The organism is Marinobacterium jannaschii DSM 6295 (assembly GCF_000620085.1).
GTDB lineage: Bacteria > Pseudomonadota > Gammaproteobacteria > Pseudomonadales > Balneatricaceae > Pontibacterium > Pontibacterium jannaschii.
In genome coordinates, this window is record NZ_JHVJ01000006.1 from 42,916 (window position 1) to 57,425 (window position 14,510).

At 58.1% G+C, this 14,510-nt stretch carries 15 protein-coding genes and 4 tRNA genes; 13 read left to right on the top strand and 6 right to left on the bottom strand.

Annotation, left to right across the window (positions count from 1 at the left end; genetic code table 11):
- The first annotated feature begins 45 nt into the window (after positions 1-45).
- Genes dapE through Q354_RS0105100 form a run of 4 tightly spaced genes read left to right on the top strand, consistent with a single transcriptional unit; the run spans position 46 to position 2,675 of the window.
- Positions 46-1,182, top strand: a complete 1,137-nt coding sequence (gene dapE / locus Q354_RS0105085) for a succinyl-diaminopimelate desuccinylase (protein WP_027856667.1) — start codon at positions 46-48, stop codon at positions 1,180-1,182.
- Positions 1,179-2,018, top strand: a complete 840-nt coding sequence (locus tag Q354_RS0105090) for a putative RNA methyltransferase (RefSeq protein ID WP_027856668.1) — start codon at positions 1,179-1,181, stop codon at positions 2,016-2,018. Before dapE ends, Q354_RS0105090 begins: the two co-directional genes overlap by 4 nt.
- Complete coding sequence (locus Q354_RS0105095) at positions 2,015-2,299, top strand: hypothetical protein (protein WP_027856669.1); 285 nt, start codon at positions 2,015-2,017, stop codon at positions 2,297-2,299. The genes Q354_RS0105090 and Q354_RS0105095 overlap by 4 nt, the downstream gene beginning before the upstream one ends.
- Entirely contained in the window at positions 2,292-2,675 is a 384-nt protein-coding gene (locus tag Q354_RS0105100) for a hypothetical protein (protein ID WP_027856670.1), read from the top strand. Before Q354_RS0105095 ends, Q354_RS0105100 begins: the two co-directional genes overlap by 8 nt.
- A gap of 39 nt (positions 2,676-2,714) precedes the next feature.
- Here the strand turns inward: Q354_RS0105100 and Q354_RS0105105 are convergent, their stop codons facing one another.
- Together Q354_RS0105105 and Q354_RS0105110 are read right to left on the bottom strand one after the other, a co-directional pair.
- Positions 2,715-3,608, bottom strand: a complete 894-nt coding sequence (locus tag Q354_RS0105105; protein ID WP_027856671.1) for a DMT family transporter — start codon at positions 3,606-3,608, stop codon at positions 2,715-2,717.
- A gap of 92 nt (positions 3,609-3,700) precedes the next feature.
- The gene (locus Q354_RS0105110; protein ID WP_027856672.1) at positions 3,701-4,156 is read right to left on the bottom strand and encodes a hypothetical protein; all 456 of its coding nucleotides are present in this window, start codon (positions 4,154-4,156) and stop codon (positions 3,701-3,703) included.
- A gap of 91 nt (positions 4,157-4,247) precedes the next feature.
- On the opposite strand from Q354_RS0105110, the gene greB reads away from it, so the two are divergent.
- A complete protein-coding gene (gene greB / locus Q354_RS0105115) occupies positions 4,248-4,754 on the top strand; it encodes a transcription elongation factor GreB (protein WP_027856673.1) in 507 nt (168 codons plus the stop codon).
- A gap of 129 nt (positions 4,755-4,883) precedes the next feature.
- Here the strand turns inward: greB and Q354_RS0105120 are convergent.
- From Q354_RS0105120 to Q354_RS0105135, 4 genes are all read right to left on the bottom strand, one after another.
- Positions 4,884-4,959: transfer RNA gene (locus Q354_RS0105120), tRNA-Lys, on the bottom strand.
- A gap of 38 nt (positions 4,960-4,997) precedes the next feature.
- A tRNA-Lys gene (locus Q354_RS0105125) sits at positions 4,998-5,073 on the bottom strand.
- An 8-nt stretch (positions 5,074-5,081) separates the two neighbouring features.
- Positions 5,082-5,157 (bottom strand) — tRNA-Asn (locus tag Q354_RS0105130).
- Positions 5,158-5,184: 27 nt separating this feature from the next.
- Positions 5,185-5,272 (bottom strand) — tRNA-Ser (locus Q354_RS0105135).
- 700 nt (positions 5,273-5,972) lie between these two features.
- Here Q354_RS0105135 and Q354_RS28165 point away from each other — a divergent pair.
- The 8 genes from Q354_RS28165 to Q354_RS0105175 all read left to right on the top strand — a co-directional run bounded on the left by Q354_RS28165 (position 5,973) and on the right by Q354_RS0105175 (position 14,415).
- Positions 5,973-6,128 (top strand): hypothetical protein, encoded by a 156-nt coding sequence (locus tag Q354_RS28165; RefSeq protein ID WP_156948211.1) that lies wholly within the window; start codon positions 5,973-5,975, stop codon positions 6,126-6,128.
- Positions 6,129-6,171: 43 nt separating this feature from the next.
- A complete protein-coding gene (locus Q354_RS28170; protein WP_156948213.1) occupies positions 6,172-6,321 on the top strand; it encodes a hypothetical protein in 150 nt (49 codons plus the stop codon).
- A 145-nt stretch (positions 6,322-6,466) separates the two neighbouring features.
- Positions 6,467-6,625 carry a hypothetical protein gene (locus Q354_RS28175; RefSeq protein WP_156948215.1) on the top strand — a complete coding sequence of 53 codons (159 nt, stop codon included), beginning with the start codon at positions 6,467-6,469 and terminating at the stop codon, positions 6,623-6,625.
- A gap of 205 nt (positions 6,626-6,830) precedes the next feature.
- Positions 6,831-8,171 (top strand): TolC family protein, encoded by a 1,341-nt coding sequence (locus tag Q354_RS0105155; protein WP_027856674.1) that lies wholly within the window; start codon positions 6,831-6,833, stop codon positions 8,169-8,171.
- A 3-nt stretch (positions 8,172-8,174) separates the two neighbouring features.
- Positions 8,175-9,311, top strand: coding sequence for an efflux RND transporter periplasmic adaptor subunit (locus Q354_RS0105160; RefSeq protein ID WP_027856675.1), 1,137 nt, complete (start codon positions 8,175-8,177; stop codon positions 9,309-9,311).
- Positions 9,304-12,453 (top strand): efflux RND transporter permease subunit, encoded by a 3,150-nt coding sequence (locus Q354_RS24685; RefSeq protein ID WP_036228623.1) that lies wholly within the window; start codon positions 9,304-9,306, stop codon positions 12,451-12,453. Before Q354_RS0105160 ends, Q354_RS24685 begins: the two co-directional genes overlap by 8 nt.
- The gene (locus Q354_RS0105170) at positions 12,453-13,136 is read left to right on the top strand and encodes a response regulator transcription factor (protein WP_027856676.1); all 684 of its coding nucleotides are present in this window, start codon (positions 12,453-12,455) and stop codon (positions 13,134-13,136) included. The genes Q354_RS24685 and Q354_RS0105170 overlap by 1 nt, the downstream gene beginning before the upstream one ends.
- Positions 13,126-14,415: a sensor histidine kinase gene (locus Q354_RS0105175; protein WP_027856677.1), complete on the top strand. Its 1,290-nt coding sequence runs from the start codon at positions 13,126-13,128 to the stop codon at positions 14,413-14,415. The genes Q354_RS0105170 and Q354_RS0105175 overlap by 11 nt, the downstream gene beginning before the upstream one ends.
- Positions 14,416-14,510 lie beyond the last annotated feature (95 nt).

The following is a 14,510-nucleotide window of genomic DNA, read 5'->3' on the forward strand; positions in this document are numbered from 1 at the left end:
AAAGCCTGCCTGCAGGTGGCTTCAGCGCGACACCAAGGAGCCACGATGTCTCAACTTTCGCCGACCCTTGAACTGGCCAGAGACCTGATCAGCCGCCAGTCTGTAACCCCGGAAGATGCCGGGTGCCAGGATGTGATGATAGAACGCCTGGAAAAACTGGGTTTTAATGCCGAACGCCTGCATTTTGAAGATACCAAGAACTTCTGGGCGCGCCGGGGCGATAGCGGACCGGTATTCTGTTTTGCCGGTCATACCGACGTGGTTCCATCCGGTCCTGAAGAGAACTGGAACTTCCCACCATTCGAACCCACCATCCATGAAGGGATGCTATGGGGACGCGGGGCCGCCGATATGAAGGGCAGCCTGGCAGCCTTTATTACCGCAGCAGAGCGCTTTGTCACTAATCACCCAGACCATAAGGGTTCTATCGCCCTGCTGATCACCTCCGATGAGGAAGGCCCGTTTATCAACGGCACCACCCGGGTGGTGGATCACCTGGAAGCACGCAACGAAAAGATGGACTGGTGCATCGTCGGCGAGCCATCCAGTACTAAACATGTTGGGGATGTGATTAAGAACGGCCGTCGCGGCTCGCTCAGCGGCAAACTGTTCGTTAAGGGCAAGCAGGGCCATGTCGCCTACCCTCATCTGGCGAAGAACCCGATCCATCTCAGCGCTCCGGCCCTGGCCGAACTGGCCGCCGAAGTCTGGGATCAGGGTAACGAGTTTTTCCCACCCACCAGTTTCCAGATCTCCAATATCCACGGCGGTACCGGCGCGACCAACGTAGTGCCCGGTCATGTCGAGATCGACTTCAACTTCCGTTTTTCCACCGAAGTCACTGCCGACGAGCTGAAAGCGCGGGTACGGGATGTGCTCGACAAGCACGGCCTGGAGTGGGATATCGACTGGATACTTTCCGGTAACCCTTTCCTCACGGCCGCAGGCGACCTGGTGGAAGCCGCCCAGCAATCGATTAAGGCGATCACCGGCCAGGATACCGAGTTATCCACATCCGGCGGCACCTCCGATGGCCGCTTTATCGCACCGACCGGTGCCCAGGTGGTTGAGCTGGGTCCGATCAACGCCACTATCCATCAGGTCAACGAGCGGGTCAGCGTGCGTGATCTGGATACTCTGTCAGATATCTATGAAAACATTCTGGCGCGCTTGCTGACATGATGCCGACACACCTTTGCTGCCCGGTTTGCCGGGCAGCCCTGATAAGCAGCGATAACAGCCTGCGTTGTGACAACGGCCATAGTTTCGATCGGGCCCGTCAGGGTTACTGGAACCTGTTGCTGGTAAACAAGAAACGCTCTAAGAACCCCGGCGACAGTGCCGAGATGGTGCAGGCGCGGCGCGCCTTTCTCAACGAAGGCCACTACCAGCCATTGTCGGATCAGGTAAACAGCCTGGCCACCGCGCTGTGTCAAACCGAGCAGCTGAACAATATCGTCGATATGGGCTGTGGCGAGGGCTTCTATACCGAACGCCTGTTTCAGCAGCTGAACGAACAGCAGCTGCCGCAGCAACTGACCGGGCTGGATATCTCCAAACCCGCAGTGCGGGCAGCCTGCCAGCGCACTAAGGCGATCCACTGGCTGGTGGCCTCCGGCGCCGATATGCCGTTGCCCGAAGCGTCGGTCGACCTGTTGCTGGTGATGTTCAGCCGCCTGATGCCTCAGCCCTTTGCCGACCTGATCAAGCCCGGCGGCCACCTGTTACTGGCCTGGCCCGGCGACAACCACCTGATCGAACTGCGCCAGCAGATCTATCAGGAGGTACGCAGCAGCGGCTTTGATCCGACCGCCCAGTTGGAAGGCCTGTTCAGCTGCGAGCAGATAAAGCCGGTCAGCTACCGTTTTACGCTGGATAATCCGCATAGCATCGCGACGCTGCTGGAGATGACGCCGCACGCGCGCCGCCTGACCGCGGAAGCCCGCGAGAAGCTGCAGCAACAACCACAACTGGAACTGACACTGGACGTTAATCTCGGCATCTTCCGTCGCCTATGAAAATACTCTCGCCTCAGGTACGCCGCTGGCTGATTCAGCGTGCCGACAACTATCAGCAGAACCTGAAGATCCTGATCTGCGGTTTTATCAGCTGCTTCTGCGGTGTACTGATTGTGGCGGGCAGCGAGTTTATGCTTGGCGGCGGAATGCTGGCGGAGCTGATCGCCCTTCTTGGCTTGATACTGGTCGCCGCCGGTATCATACTGGCGGCATTCGGCTATATCTGCCTTAGCCTGCTGCGACTCTTCCGCTTTTTTAATGACGACAGACCCCATGACTGAACAGCGCCACCCGGATATCGAAATCTACGTAAAAAACCGCTCTATTGCCGAGATTGAAATCTGGCTGGGCAACTGTGCAGAGCAGCTGGAGCAGACCTTCTCACAGGGCACCATCCACGAGTACAGCATCACCATCGGCGAGCACCGCGTTCCGGTAATGATTCACGAGAAGGTTGCAGGCAAAGCCTGGGTCAGCATCTGGTTTAAGTCCGATAAGACCCCCTGGGTGAAAGACGTTGACTGCGCCCATGCGGCGGCTGAAGCGATGGATACCCAGGTACGCTGTATCGCCAGTGGCTGGAGTGACGGCGACGATCCCGACGAGTGGTGGAAAGTCGAAAATGGTACTGTTGAAAAGATCCAGTGGCGCACCTGACGCCACTGGATTTGATGCCCTGAGGCGATCGCTTCACAGCTAAGCCGCGACTTTCTGTCGCCCCTGCCACTGCTGATAAAGCACCGCGCTGACAATTAACACCAGCCCCAGCCAGGTGGCGGGTTCTATCGCTTCACCGAGAAAGTGGCTGATAAACAGCAGCGACAGGAAGGGTGACAGGAAGATCAGGTTGCTGATACGGCTGGTGTGAGTGGCTTTTTTCATCGCCGTCAGCCACAGCATAAAGGTTACCCCCATCTCAAACAGCCCGACATAGACCGCACCCAGCGCTCCCTGCCACGACAGGTTGATACCATCAACCCAGAACATCGCAATAGTCACCATTGGCAGACCAAACAGAAAGCAGAGCAACAGCGACACCACCGGTGACTCCTCACTGCGGGCGTTGAAGATCCAGTACAAAGCCCACAGCAGAGTGCTGAACAGCGCCAGCGCCACCCCCTCGGTGCTCTCAAACTGCAGGGCCAGCAGCTCGCCCTTCGTGGCGATCACCACCACTCCGATATACCCCAGCAGACAAGCCAGGATATCGTGCCGGGTCAGCGCCTGTCCCAGCAACGGCACCGCCAGCAGAGACAACATCAGCCCCCAGGTATAGTTGAGTGTCTGCGCCTGCTGCGCCGGCAGCAGATCGTATGCCTGAAACAGCACGCTGTAGTAGATAAATGGATTCAAAGCCCCCAGCAGCAGATAGCGCTGCCACTTCTGACGCGCCACATGCCGCACCTCAGGCCACTGCTGCTTGCGGCTGACGGCGACAGCCAGAATCAGAGTAGACACCAGGGAAGCTTCTGCCAGCAACTGCAACGGTGTCAGATGCTGCAAACTCAGCTTAAAGGCAGTCGCTACCGTCGACCACAGTAATACCGCACCGATGCCAAACAGCATCGCCTGTTGTTGATTTTTCTCCATAAAAGCCGACTCCGAAACCGCAAAGAGGCCGATCATAACAGCACTGCAGTCAGTGGTAACAGCGGAAAAGAGAAGTCGGGAAAAGCAGAGAATCAGGCCTGGGTGCGGATCTGCTGCTGCGAGCGGGAGATCTCATCCAGCATCAGCTTGCCGGAAGCCATCAACGCCACCTTTTCAAACTGATCGGCCCCCAGGCGGCCGCGACGCGGCGTACGGGCACCGGTTTCGATATAGCTGTTGATGTAGGCAAAATCGCCTGGCAGATTATCGTTGATGGAATGGTTCAGGCGATCGACTACGGTTTCGTTATACAACTCATTGGGATCTGGGTAGACCGACTGCGCTTCAGCCGGCAGCTGGAAGCGGGCATCAGGATCGGCAGCCGGGGCCGGAACAGAAAACTCCGGCTTATACAGCGCCTGATTGGCAGAGATCATGCTCAACAGCATCGAAAACTGGGCACCATTACCACTCTGGACCGCACTGGCCAGATTGGAGGTGTAAGTCTCGATTCGGGACTCTATACGTTCGAGTCGTTCTGTCTGCATGATAAAAACTGAATAGTGTCGGTTGAGATCTGGCTATCGGCCACCATCTACTAACCTTTAGCACAAAACTGTAAAGACAACCGGGAGTTGTATGGGACGCTGGCGACCACCTGCTGAGAAAAAATCCAAGTACATCACTGCCACCGGCTATAAGCGCATGAATGATGAGCTGAAGTACCTGTGGAAAGTAAAGCGTCCTGAAGTCACCCAGGCGGTGAAGGAAGCCGCCGCACAGGGCGACCGCTCGGAAAACGCCGAATATATCTACGGCAAGAAGCAGCTGCGGGAGATCGACCGCCGGGTGCGCTACCTGTCAAAAAGGCTCGATGACATTACTGTGGTCGACCGTATTCCCGATGACCAGGGCACAGTCTTCTTTGGCGCCTGGGTCACCATCGCCGATGAGGAGGACAATGAGCAGCGCTACCGCATCGTAGGACCGGATGAGATTGAAGCCAGCGGCCAGCTGATCAGCGTCGACTCTCCTCTGGCCAGGCAGTTACTGAAAAAACAGGTCGGTGATGAGGTCTACCTGCAGAAACCGGATGGCAGTGAGATCTGGTATGAGGTGATCGCAATAGAGTATGAGCCTTACTAGCAGCCCCAGTAATGGCAGGCGACGAACCATGGCGTTCCGCCGGAGCGCCCGAAAACCGCGCAATAAGCGATAGGCGATAAGCGACGTATTAAAAACAGAGAGTTGTAACAGAATGAAGCGGGAAAGGAGTGGTGGGTCGTATAGGATTCGAACCTATGACCAATTGGTTAAAAGCCAACTGCTCTACCAACTGAGCTAACGACCCACGGGGTATTAAAAGCGCCCACCTTACCGGAGTAAAAGTGGTGGGTCGTATAGGATTCGAACCTATGACCAATTGGTTAAAAGCCAACTGCTCTACCGACTGAGCTAACGACCCACTTTTAATGGCTCCTCGAGCTGGACTCGAACCAGCGACCAATAGATTAACAGTCTACTGCTCTACCAACTGAGCTATCGAGGAACTCTAAATTTACTTCTTGCCATAAAATGGCGGAGGGATAGGGATTCGAACCCTAGGGCCCTCTCGGACCGCTGGTTTTCAAGACCAGTGCTTTCGACCACTCAGCCATCCCTCCGTAGAAGTGGCGCGTATGTTACCCGATTCAGATTTACTGTCAACACTCCAACACACTGTTTTTTAAAAAAATTAATAAATTCCTACCACTTTTGGTTAAAGCGTTTAAAGTCTGATCAACTGCGTCTGTTTTCGCACAATTTTCAGACAGATATCGACTCACACCCCACCCGGACATCGGTAAATCCGTGCCGTCCCTTACTAAAAAGCCACACTGTACAGCTACAAATCCCCCGGCAGCGCCTGGGAAGGCACCGGCTTTATGTCGCCGTGCCAGTCGCCATCACTCGGTGATCTGCCAGCCGCCACTCAATACCCTCTGCTGCTGCCTCGGCCATTCACTACGAGTGTCATATCACGGGCAGACCATCCAATCGCGATCTGATACGACAACCGGAAGAAGTAAAGGCCACCGAAGGCCAGCCCCCCCTTCAGGCTGCGATGCCAGCCTGACAGTGAACAGACTGGCGTCGCTTATGCTAAGTATTCCAGGCGAGGCACAGCAACGCTGCTCTGAGCAAGCCCTTCCCTACGCCGTGGCGACCGGCCTGTAAAGCCACAACCGGAACATCACGCTGCCCGTCTTATCGCAGATCGCTTATCACTTATTCCCTTTTATTTTATAAATCCTTTTCGCTTTTCAGTTTAATTTCAGAGTTACTTCATAGTATGAACTCACAAACAAACGCGAGGACATACCAATGAAAACTTTCTTCCAGGCTCTGATTGTTGCTTTTGCATTCATCTCCGGCTCTGCCTTTGCAGACATTCTTAACTACGGCCAGCTGCCTACTCACGGTCAGGAAGTTCAGATGACCGAGGAAGCTGAATTTGAACAGGATCGTTGGGCTCGCTAATTAAAGCAGTCCTTTCACCAGGAATATAAAGAGGATTTAAAGCATGAAATTTCTCGTTCGTTTCATGATTGCAGGATTGGTAATGGCCTCTGGCGCCAGCTTTGCAGACAGCCTGAACTACGGCCAGCTGCCTACATCCGGGCAGGAAGTGCACCTGAGTGAACAGGCTGAGTTTGAAAGCGGCCGCCACTAAGCGGTTTTGTTTTCAGGATGATTAATATCTGATATTGCATGGCACAGGGATATGACTTTAAAGGAACTTGCATAGGGCGGCTGATTATTTAATAAGCCGCCCTGCATACCACACTTTATTAGTCCCTTTAGCAGGAGTCATTATAATGCGTAAATTATTTGTTATTTTGTTTTCAGCCATTATTCTTATGCCCAGCCTTGCAAGTGCAGCCCATATTAACTACGGGCAACTACCAACCGTCGGTAAAGAGCTGCAAATGACCGAAGAGTACGAAGATTTTATCGTTCCCGGTGATAGGAATTAATTAATCCACTGCTTCTGCATGACAAGAAAGCCGTTACTATAACGGCTTCTTTGTGTTTCCCCCTCCTTCCTCATAGCTCATAGCTCATAGCTCATAGCTCATAGCTCATAGCTCATAGCTCATAGCTCAGCGATGTTAACCCTGCCTTTACCTGGATGAGGTTAAAACCTGACAACGCCAAACCTGTTGCCGGGAAACCTCTTCAATGTCAGTCACCGCCCCTCTGGCCCTGATTATTCTGTCCGCCCTGTTGTCTGCCTGCGCCACATCGCGTCCGGCCGGCCCGACACCGATACCACCACCCATCCGCTGGCAGGTCTCTGCCCAGACGGCGGCGTTCGAACAACAGTTGCAGGTGATCATTCCATCCGCCGCGCTGAGCGACCTGATCGCCCGGGTACAACGTAATAATCTCGACCTGCAACAGACGGCTCTGTTACTGAAAGAACAACAAAGCCGGGTACGGCAGACAGAGGCCGATCGGCAACCCCAGCTCGACCTCAACGTCAGCAGCCAGCGTGATGGCGCAGAACAGACCCGCAATCAGTACAGCCTGGGCCTGCAACTGAGCTGGGAGCTCGACCTGTGGCAACGACTGGCAGACCAGTCCGATGCCGCGCGTGCCGAATACCGGGCCCGGCAGTTCGAATTCGATGCGGCCCGCAACTCACTGGCCGCACGCACGGCCAGCCTCTGGCTCGATATGGCCTACGCGCAACAGATTATCGCTACTGAGCAGGCCCGTATTGCCAGCCTTAGCCGCAGTCAGGCCGCCATTAAAGAGCGCTTTCTGGGAGGCGGCGGTCAGCTTGATGACCTGGAGGCCGCCAGCAGCGCCCGGGCCCGGGCGGAAGCCGTACTGCTGCAGCTGCAGCAAACACAGGCGGAGCGTCTGCGCGAGCTGAAGCTTTTGCTGGCCTCCACCACCCCGCAGCCCTTTATCCTGCCGGCGAAGCTGCCCCAGATAGAAGCCGTACCGGTCGCCATCCCGGCCGCAGTGATTGCTCATCGTGCGGACATCCGTGCCGCACTGGAGCGCGCCTATGCTGCCGACAGCAATGTCGCGGCCGCCGCCAAGGCGTTGCTGCCACGCTTCAGTTTCAGTGCCAACAGCGGCTACAACAGCGATCAGCTCGATCAGTTACTGTCCGGCAGTCCGGTCTGGCAGTTGTTACTCAACCTGAGTGCGCCGCTGCTGGATGGCGGGCGACGGCAAGCCGAACATCAGATCAGCCAGTACAGCGCCCGGCGCGCCTGGCTCAGTTACCGGAAAACCCTGCTGAATGCGCTGACTGAGGTGAATAACAGCCTGCAACGGGAACAGAGCCTGCTGTTGCAGATAGAGCGGCAGCAGGTCGCTGTACACCATGCAGACAACAGCCGGAGCTACTACCGCGAACGCTACCTGGCCGGACAGGCCGATATTCTCGACCTGCTTCGCGCCCAGCGAGACCTGTTCGACAGCCGGATCAACCTGCTGCAAAGCCGCCAGCAGCACCAGAAAAACCGTATTACCCTGGCCCTGGCGCTGGGCATGGGAGTCTGAGATATGAAACTGAAAACCCTGGTTATTTCCCTGCTGGCGCTGGCCTCGCTGCCCGCGGTATGGTTTTACAATGCCTATGCGCTGGAGCATAAGCCGCAGCCACCAGCCCGGACCGAAAGCCCGGTGCTGCCGGCGGTTTCGGTCATCACCCTGCAGCCCCGGACGGCAACCGCAGTGATCAGCGCCTTTGGTAATGTGGAGTCAGCCCATACACTGACACTGAAAACCCGCCTCAGCAGTCGGGTGATCTGGAAATCAGAGCAGTTCAAGCCTGGCAATCAGATCCGTCAGGGCGCCCTGCTGGCCCGGCTGGAAACCACCGACTACCAGCTGGCACTGGCACAGGCCGAGCAACAAAAGGCCGAAGCGCTGCTGGCGCTGCAACAGGCCGAAGAGCAGGCCCGGCAGGCCGAGAGAGACTGGCAGCGGGCTGGCCTGAAAAACGCCACCGCCTCGGCTTTGCTGCTGCATAAACCCCAGCTGGCGGCAGCGAAAGCGGCCCTGCAGAGTGCCGACGCCCGCCTTATTCAGGCCCGGCGCGACCTCAAAGAGTGCGAGATACGCGCGCCTTTCAATGCCATTGTCGCCGCTACGGAGCTGAGCCTGTATAGCCTGACCGCGCCCGGCGATACGCTGGCCACACTGATCGCCAGCGACACGGCAGAGATACATATCGCCCTGAGTCCCGCCCAGTGGCCGCTGCTGGACAGTTCACCGGCTCAGGCGAGCGCGATCCTGCGCAACCCACAACAACCTCAGCAACAGTGGCCGGCCCGGCTGGAACGAATCGCCAGCCAGCTTGATCACAGTACCCGTCTGCGCCAACTGACCCTGGCGGTCGACCAGCCTCTGCAACAGTCCACGCCCCTGCTGCCAGGCAGCTTTGTCAGCGTCGAACTGCAGGGCCGTGCCTTCGATAACCTGCTGGCCCTGCCGCACAGCGCCATCAGTGCCGATGGCTATTTCTGGAGCGTCCATGGCGGCCAGCTACAGCGCCACCGCGCCGACATCGTCTTCAGCCATCAGGCCATCAGCTATATAAGGGCCGGCAGCGATAGTCCGCTGCAGGTGGTCGCCAAAGCGGTCGCCAGCTACCAGCCCGGCATGCAGGTAACGCTAAAGGAGCACAGCGATGACTAAGCCTCAGTCAGTCGGTTCACGGCCCGGCTGGGTGGCCTGGTTTGCCAGCAACCCGGTGGCCGCCAACCTGCTGATGCTGGTGGTGCTGGTCTGCGGTGTAATGAGCGGCCTGAATCTGCGGGTGGAGTCATTTCCCGCCCTGCCCCCCAATAGCATCAGCGTCGAGGTCAGCTATAACAGCGGTTCGGCGGCGGCTTCCGAACAGGCGATTGCGATCAAGCTGGAGGAGGCGCTGCAAGGTGTCGAGGGGATCAAGCGGATCTACAGCAACTCGCACGGCGGCGGTGTCTACCTGTCGGTGGATCGCAGCAGCGGCTACGACCTGGAACGGCTGTCGACCGATATCAAGGACCGGATCGATAGCATCACCTCCCTGCCGGAGCGGGCAGAACGGCCGGTCATCAGCCGTGAAACCTGGCTAGAGGACGCGATTACGGTGCAGCTCTATGGCGATATGCCGATCGACGTCCTGCAGGAAAGTGCCCGCAGGCTGCGTCGTCAGCTGCTGACTAACCCGGCCATCGAGAAGATAAATACCCAGGGCCGCCGTACTCCCGAGATCAACATCGAGCTGGATGAAGCCGCGCTGCAGGCCCATAACCTCAGCCTCAGCCAGGTCGCCGAGCAGATCAATCGCAGCTCGCTGATCGAAAGCGGTGGCGAGCTTTTCAGCGAAAGCGGCAGCCTGATCGTCAAGGCCGACCAGCAGCGTCGCCACTTGCGTGAGTTTACCGAGATCCCGCTAATCACGACCCCGCAAGGACAGAAGATCCGCCTGGCTGATCTGGCACAGGTCGATGACGGCTACAGCGATACCCCGGTGCTGTCACGTTACAATGGCCAGCCTTCGATCGGGCTGGAGGTTAAGATGTACGCCAGCTCCGATATCCTTGCGATTGCCGAGCAGGTGCAGCGCGAGGTTGAGCGTTTCCGGCCGCAGCTGCCGCAGGGGATTTCGCTGGTGATCTGGAACGACCAGAGCAGCTATATCGCCGACCGCCTCAGCCTGCTGGGTGAGAACGCTCTGATCGGCGTAGCACTGGTGCTGATTATGCTGGCCCTGTTCCTCAACCTGCGGGTGGCGCTGTGGGTCGCCTGTGGCCTGCCGGTAATCTTCGCCGGTGCCCTGCTGCTGATGGATGACGCGCTGTTTGGCCTCTCGCTGAACGAACTGACGACGTTCGGCTTTATTATCGCACTGGGGATTGTGGTGGATGATGCCGTCGTTGTCGGTGAAAGTATCCACAGCGTGCAACAACAGAAAGGCGTCAATCTGGCGGCCGCCATAGAGGGCGCTGAGCGGGTGAAAGTACCGACCGTCTTTGGCGTGCTCACCACCATCGTCGCCTTTATGGCGTTGACGCTGGTCGAAGGCGAAATGGGCAAGATCTTCAGTTTCTTTGCCTATGCAGCCGCCTTCTGCCTGTTCTGGTCACTGGTGGAGTCCAAGCTGATTCTGCCGGCACACCTGGCACACCCGTACCAGCGCGGCGCCGGCAATATGCTTAGTCGTGGCTGGGGCAGGTTGCAGCAACACTTCGCCGCTGCCCTGCAGGCCTTCAACCAGCACTGTTACCGCCCCGGGCTACAATGCCTGCTCAGCTACCGCTATGCAGTGGTCGCACTGATGCTGGCGCTGTTGCTGCTGGTGGTGGGGATGGTGCCTTCCGGCCAGATCCGCGCGGTGTTCTTCCCCGATATCCCGAGCGACTATATCCGCGTTAAGCTGCAGATGGAGAAGGATGCCGGCTATGGCCTGACCTTTCGCCAGACGGCGCATATCGAACAACAGGCCCTGGCACTGAATCGCCAGCTGATGGCGGAGTTTGAACTGTCGCAGCCCCCCTTCCGCCATATCCAGACCCTGGTGGAGTCCGCAGAAAAAGGCCAGGTCACGGTAGAGCTGTCACCCCGCGCAGAGCGGCCGCTCAGTACCGATCAGATCAGCGCACGCTGGTATCAGATGATCGGGGCAATCGAAGCCAGCCGTAAACTGCAGCTGATCACCACCTGGCAGGGCGCCGCAGATATGAATATCGAGCTGCGCTCCGAGTCCGACAACACCCTACGCCTGGCAGGCCGGGAAGTGCTCGCCCGGCTGCAACAGATCGAAGGGGTCAGTGCCCTGCGTAACAGCTACAGCGCCGGGCAGTACCAGCTTGACCTGCAACTGAAACCGGCCGCCGAAGCGCTCGGCCTGAGTGTGTCGGATATCGCCAGTCAGATCCAGCAGGCCTACCAGGGTATCGAGGTACAACGCTTTATCCGTGGTAAGGATGAGATCAAGGTTCGCCTGCGCTACCCGCCGCAATACCGCAGCAGTCAGGGCAGTCTGCAGCAGACCTATATCCGCAGCAACGATGGCCAGTTGCTGCCGCTGAACAGCGTTGCCAGCGTCAGCAGCCGCTACGTTGCCGCCGAGATTGACCGGATCAATGGCTCACGGGTGGCTGAGATCAGCGCCGATGTGGATAAGTCCGTCATCGGGCCAGGCGAGATCCTGCAACAGCTGGAGGCGGAATTCTTCCCACAGCTGAAAGCCCAGTATCCGGGACTGGAGCTGCATCTGGGCGGCGAAGCCCAGGAGGAAGCGGAAACCACTGCCTCGCTGCAACGGGCCTTTATCCTGGCGCTGCTGGCGATCTATGCCCTGCTGGCGATCCCGCTGAAATCCTACTTTCAGCCGCTGCTGATTATGAGCGCGATCCCGTTCGGCATTGTCGGCGCCCTGCTGGGTCACTGGTTGCATGACCTGCCCCTGAGTATCCTTTCTCTGTTCGGTATCCTGGCCCTCTCAGGCGTCGTGGTAAACGACAGCCTGCTGCTGATCAGCCGCTATAACAGCCTGCGTGCCCACTATCCCTGCCAGCAGGCGATGGTGCTGGCCGCCACCAGCCGGCTGCGGGCCGTACTGCTGACTTCTGTCACCACCTATATCGGCCTGGCTCCGCTGTTGCTGGAAACGGCGGAAAACGCCCAGTTCCTGATCCCTGCTGCGGTTGCCATGGGTTATGGCATATTATTCGCCACCGCGATTACACTGGTGCTGATTCCGGCGCTGGTAGTGATCAGTCATGACCTGAATCCCGCCAACTGGCGACGCAAACAGGCACAGGCCGAAACCGTTCTGGAGAACAGCTGATGGCAACCGTTAATGTATTACTGGTAGAGGATGACCACGACCTGGCCGCCGCCGTGGCGGATTACCTGGAACTGGAAGATATCCTCTGCGATCACGCCTATAACGGCCTGTCCGGACTGCAACTGGCGACAGACAACAGCTATCAGGTGATCCTGCTCGACCTGATGTTGCCGAAGATGGACGGCCTCAGTGTCTGTGAGCAGCTGCGTCGGCGCGGTATCGATACGCCGGTGCTGATGCTGACCGCCCGCGATCAGCTGGAAGATAAAGTGGCGGGCTTCCGTGCGGGCAGTGATGACTATCTGGTCAAGCCCTTCGCCATGGAGGAGCTGGTGGTCAGGGTGCAGGCGCTGGCGAAGCGACGCAGCGGCAATAGCCGCAAGCTGCAGGCTGCCGGACTGCTGATGGACCTGGACAGCCGCAGTGCCTGCCGCAACGGGCAATCCCTGAAGCTGACGCCCAGTGGCTGGATACTGCTGGAAACCCTGCTGCGGGCCAGTCCCGGGCTGGTCAGCCGGCGGGCACTGGAACAGGCCCTGTGGCAGGACTCGCCTCCTGACAGCAACGCCTTCAAGGTACACCTCTATAAGCTGCGCCAGGCGGTCGATCAGCCCTTCGAGAGCAAACTGATCCATACCCTGCCGGGTCACGGCTTTATCCTGCGGAGTGAAGATGAAAATTAGCGCCCGCACCCTGCGCGGCGAACTCAGCCTGTTCCTGCTGGGTAGCATCAGCCTGTTGGTACTCCTCTACAGCGTGATGCTCGACCGTTACTATGATCGCGGTATCGATGATGCGATCGAAGCAACCATGCGCCTCGAAGCCCGCACCTTCAGCCGCGCCTATCAGGCAGATCCCGATGCTGTGTTGCCGGCATCCGGTATTTTTGCCGCCGCATTCAGCCTGCAACAGCTGCCCCCGGTTGCAGTGCAGGGCTTCGGCCAGCAGAAACTGCAGCCAAGCGATATCCATGAGTTTGAAGTCAGGAAGGGGGACGGTGACAGCTGGAACCAGACCGAGATATTTGTCCTGCTGCCACACCCGCTTCATGATGGCCGTACACTCTACCTGCTGGGCAACTACGATCTGTCGCTGTTCAGCGAGGCGGAGGTGGCCCGGGCCGACACCGGCAACCGCAACACCCTGATTGTCGCTGCAGCAGTACTGCTGATTGTACTGGGGCTGATGCGTATTCTGCGCAGGCGGATCAGCCGCCAGGCCGATGCACTGGCCGACTGGGCGGAGCAACTGAATCTGGAAACCCATGATCAGACCCCGCCGGACTTCCGATACCATGAGCTCAACCGCATCGCGCTGCAGCTGCAGCAGGCGTTCGACCGTATTAGTCAGATACTGCGCCGCGAACACCACTTCCTGCGCCATGCCAGCCATGAACTGCGTACCCCGATCGCCGTCACCCGCAGCAGTCTGGAACTGATCCGCCGCAAAGGGATCGAGCCGCAGCTTGAACGTCCGACCCAACGGATTGAGCGCGCCAACCGCAATATGCAGCAGCTAACCGAAACCCTGCTCTGGCTCAGCCGGGAGAATGAACCGGCACCCCACTGGAGCCTGCTTGACCTGAACGCTTTCACCAGCGAACTGGCCGAGGAGCTGAGCTACCTGCTCAGCGGTAAGCAGGTGCAGTGGCAGCTGGAGGCCACAGCACAGCATCCACAGTCGCAGCCCGCGACGCCACTGCGCATTGTGCTGGCCAACCTGATCCGGAATGCTTTTCAGTACACCCATGAGGGTGAGATCCTGATCAGTGTCAGCGATCAGCAGATCCGGGTGCATAACCGGGACCAGAGCGATAACAGTCACCATCATGAGGACAGCTTTGGACTTGGCCTGAGCCTGGCGCAGCAGATCTGCGAACGCCTCGGCTGGGCACTGGCAATAGAACCGGGTGAAGGTGGCCTGACAGCGACCCTGACCCTGGCCAAAAAGGCCGCTGCCTAATAAGCGACAGGCGCAATACTGGTCAGCGGGGATGAAGCCCCGCTATGCTTAGGTTTTTTACCAACATCTATAGAATTTGCCCGACGAGGCTGTAG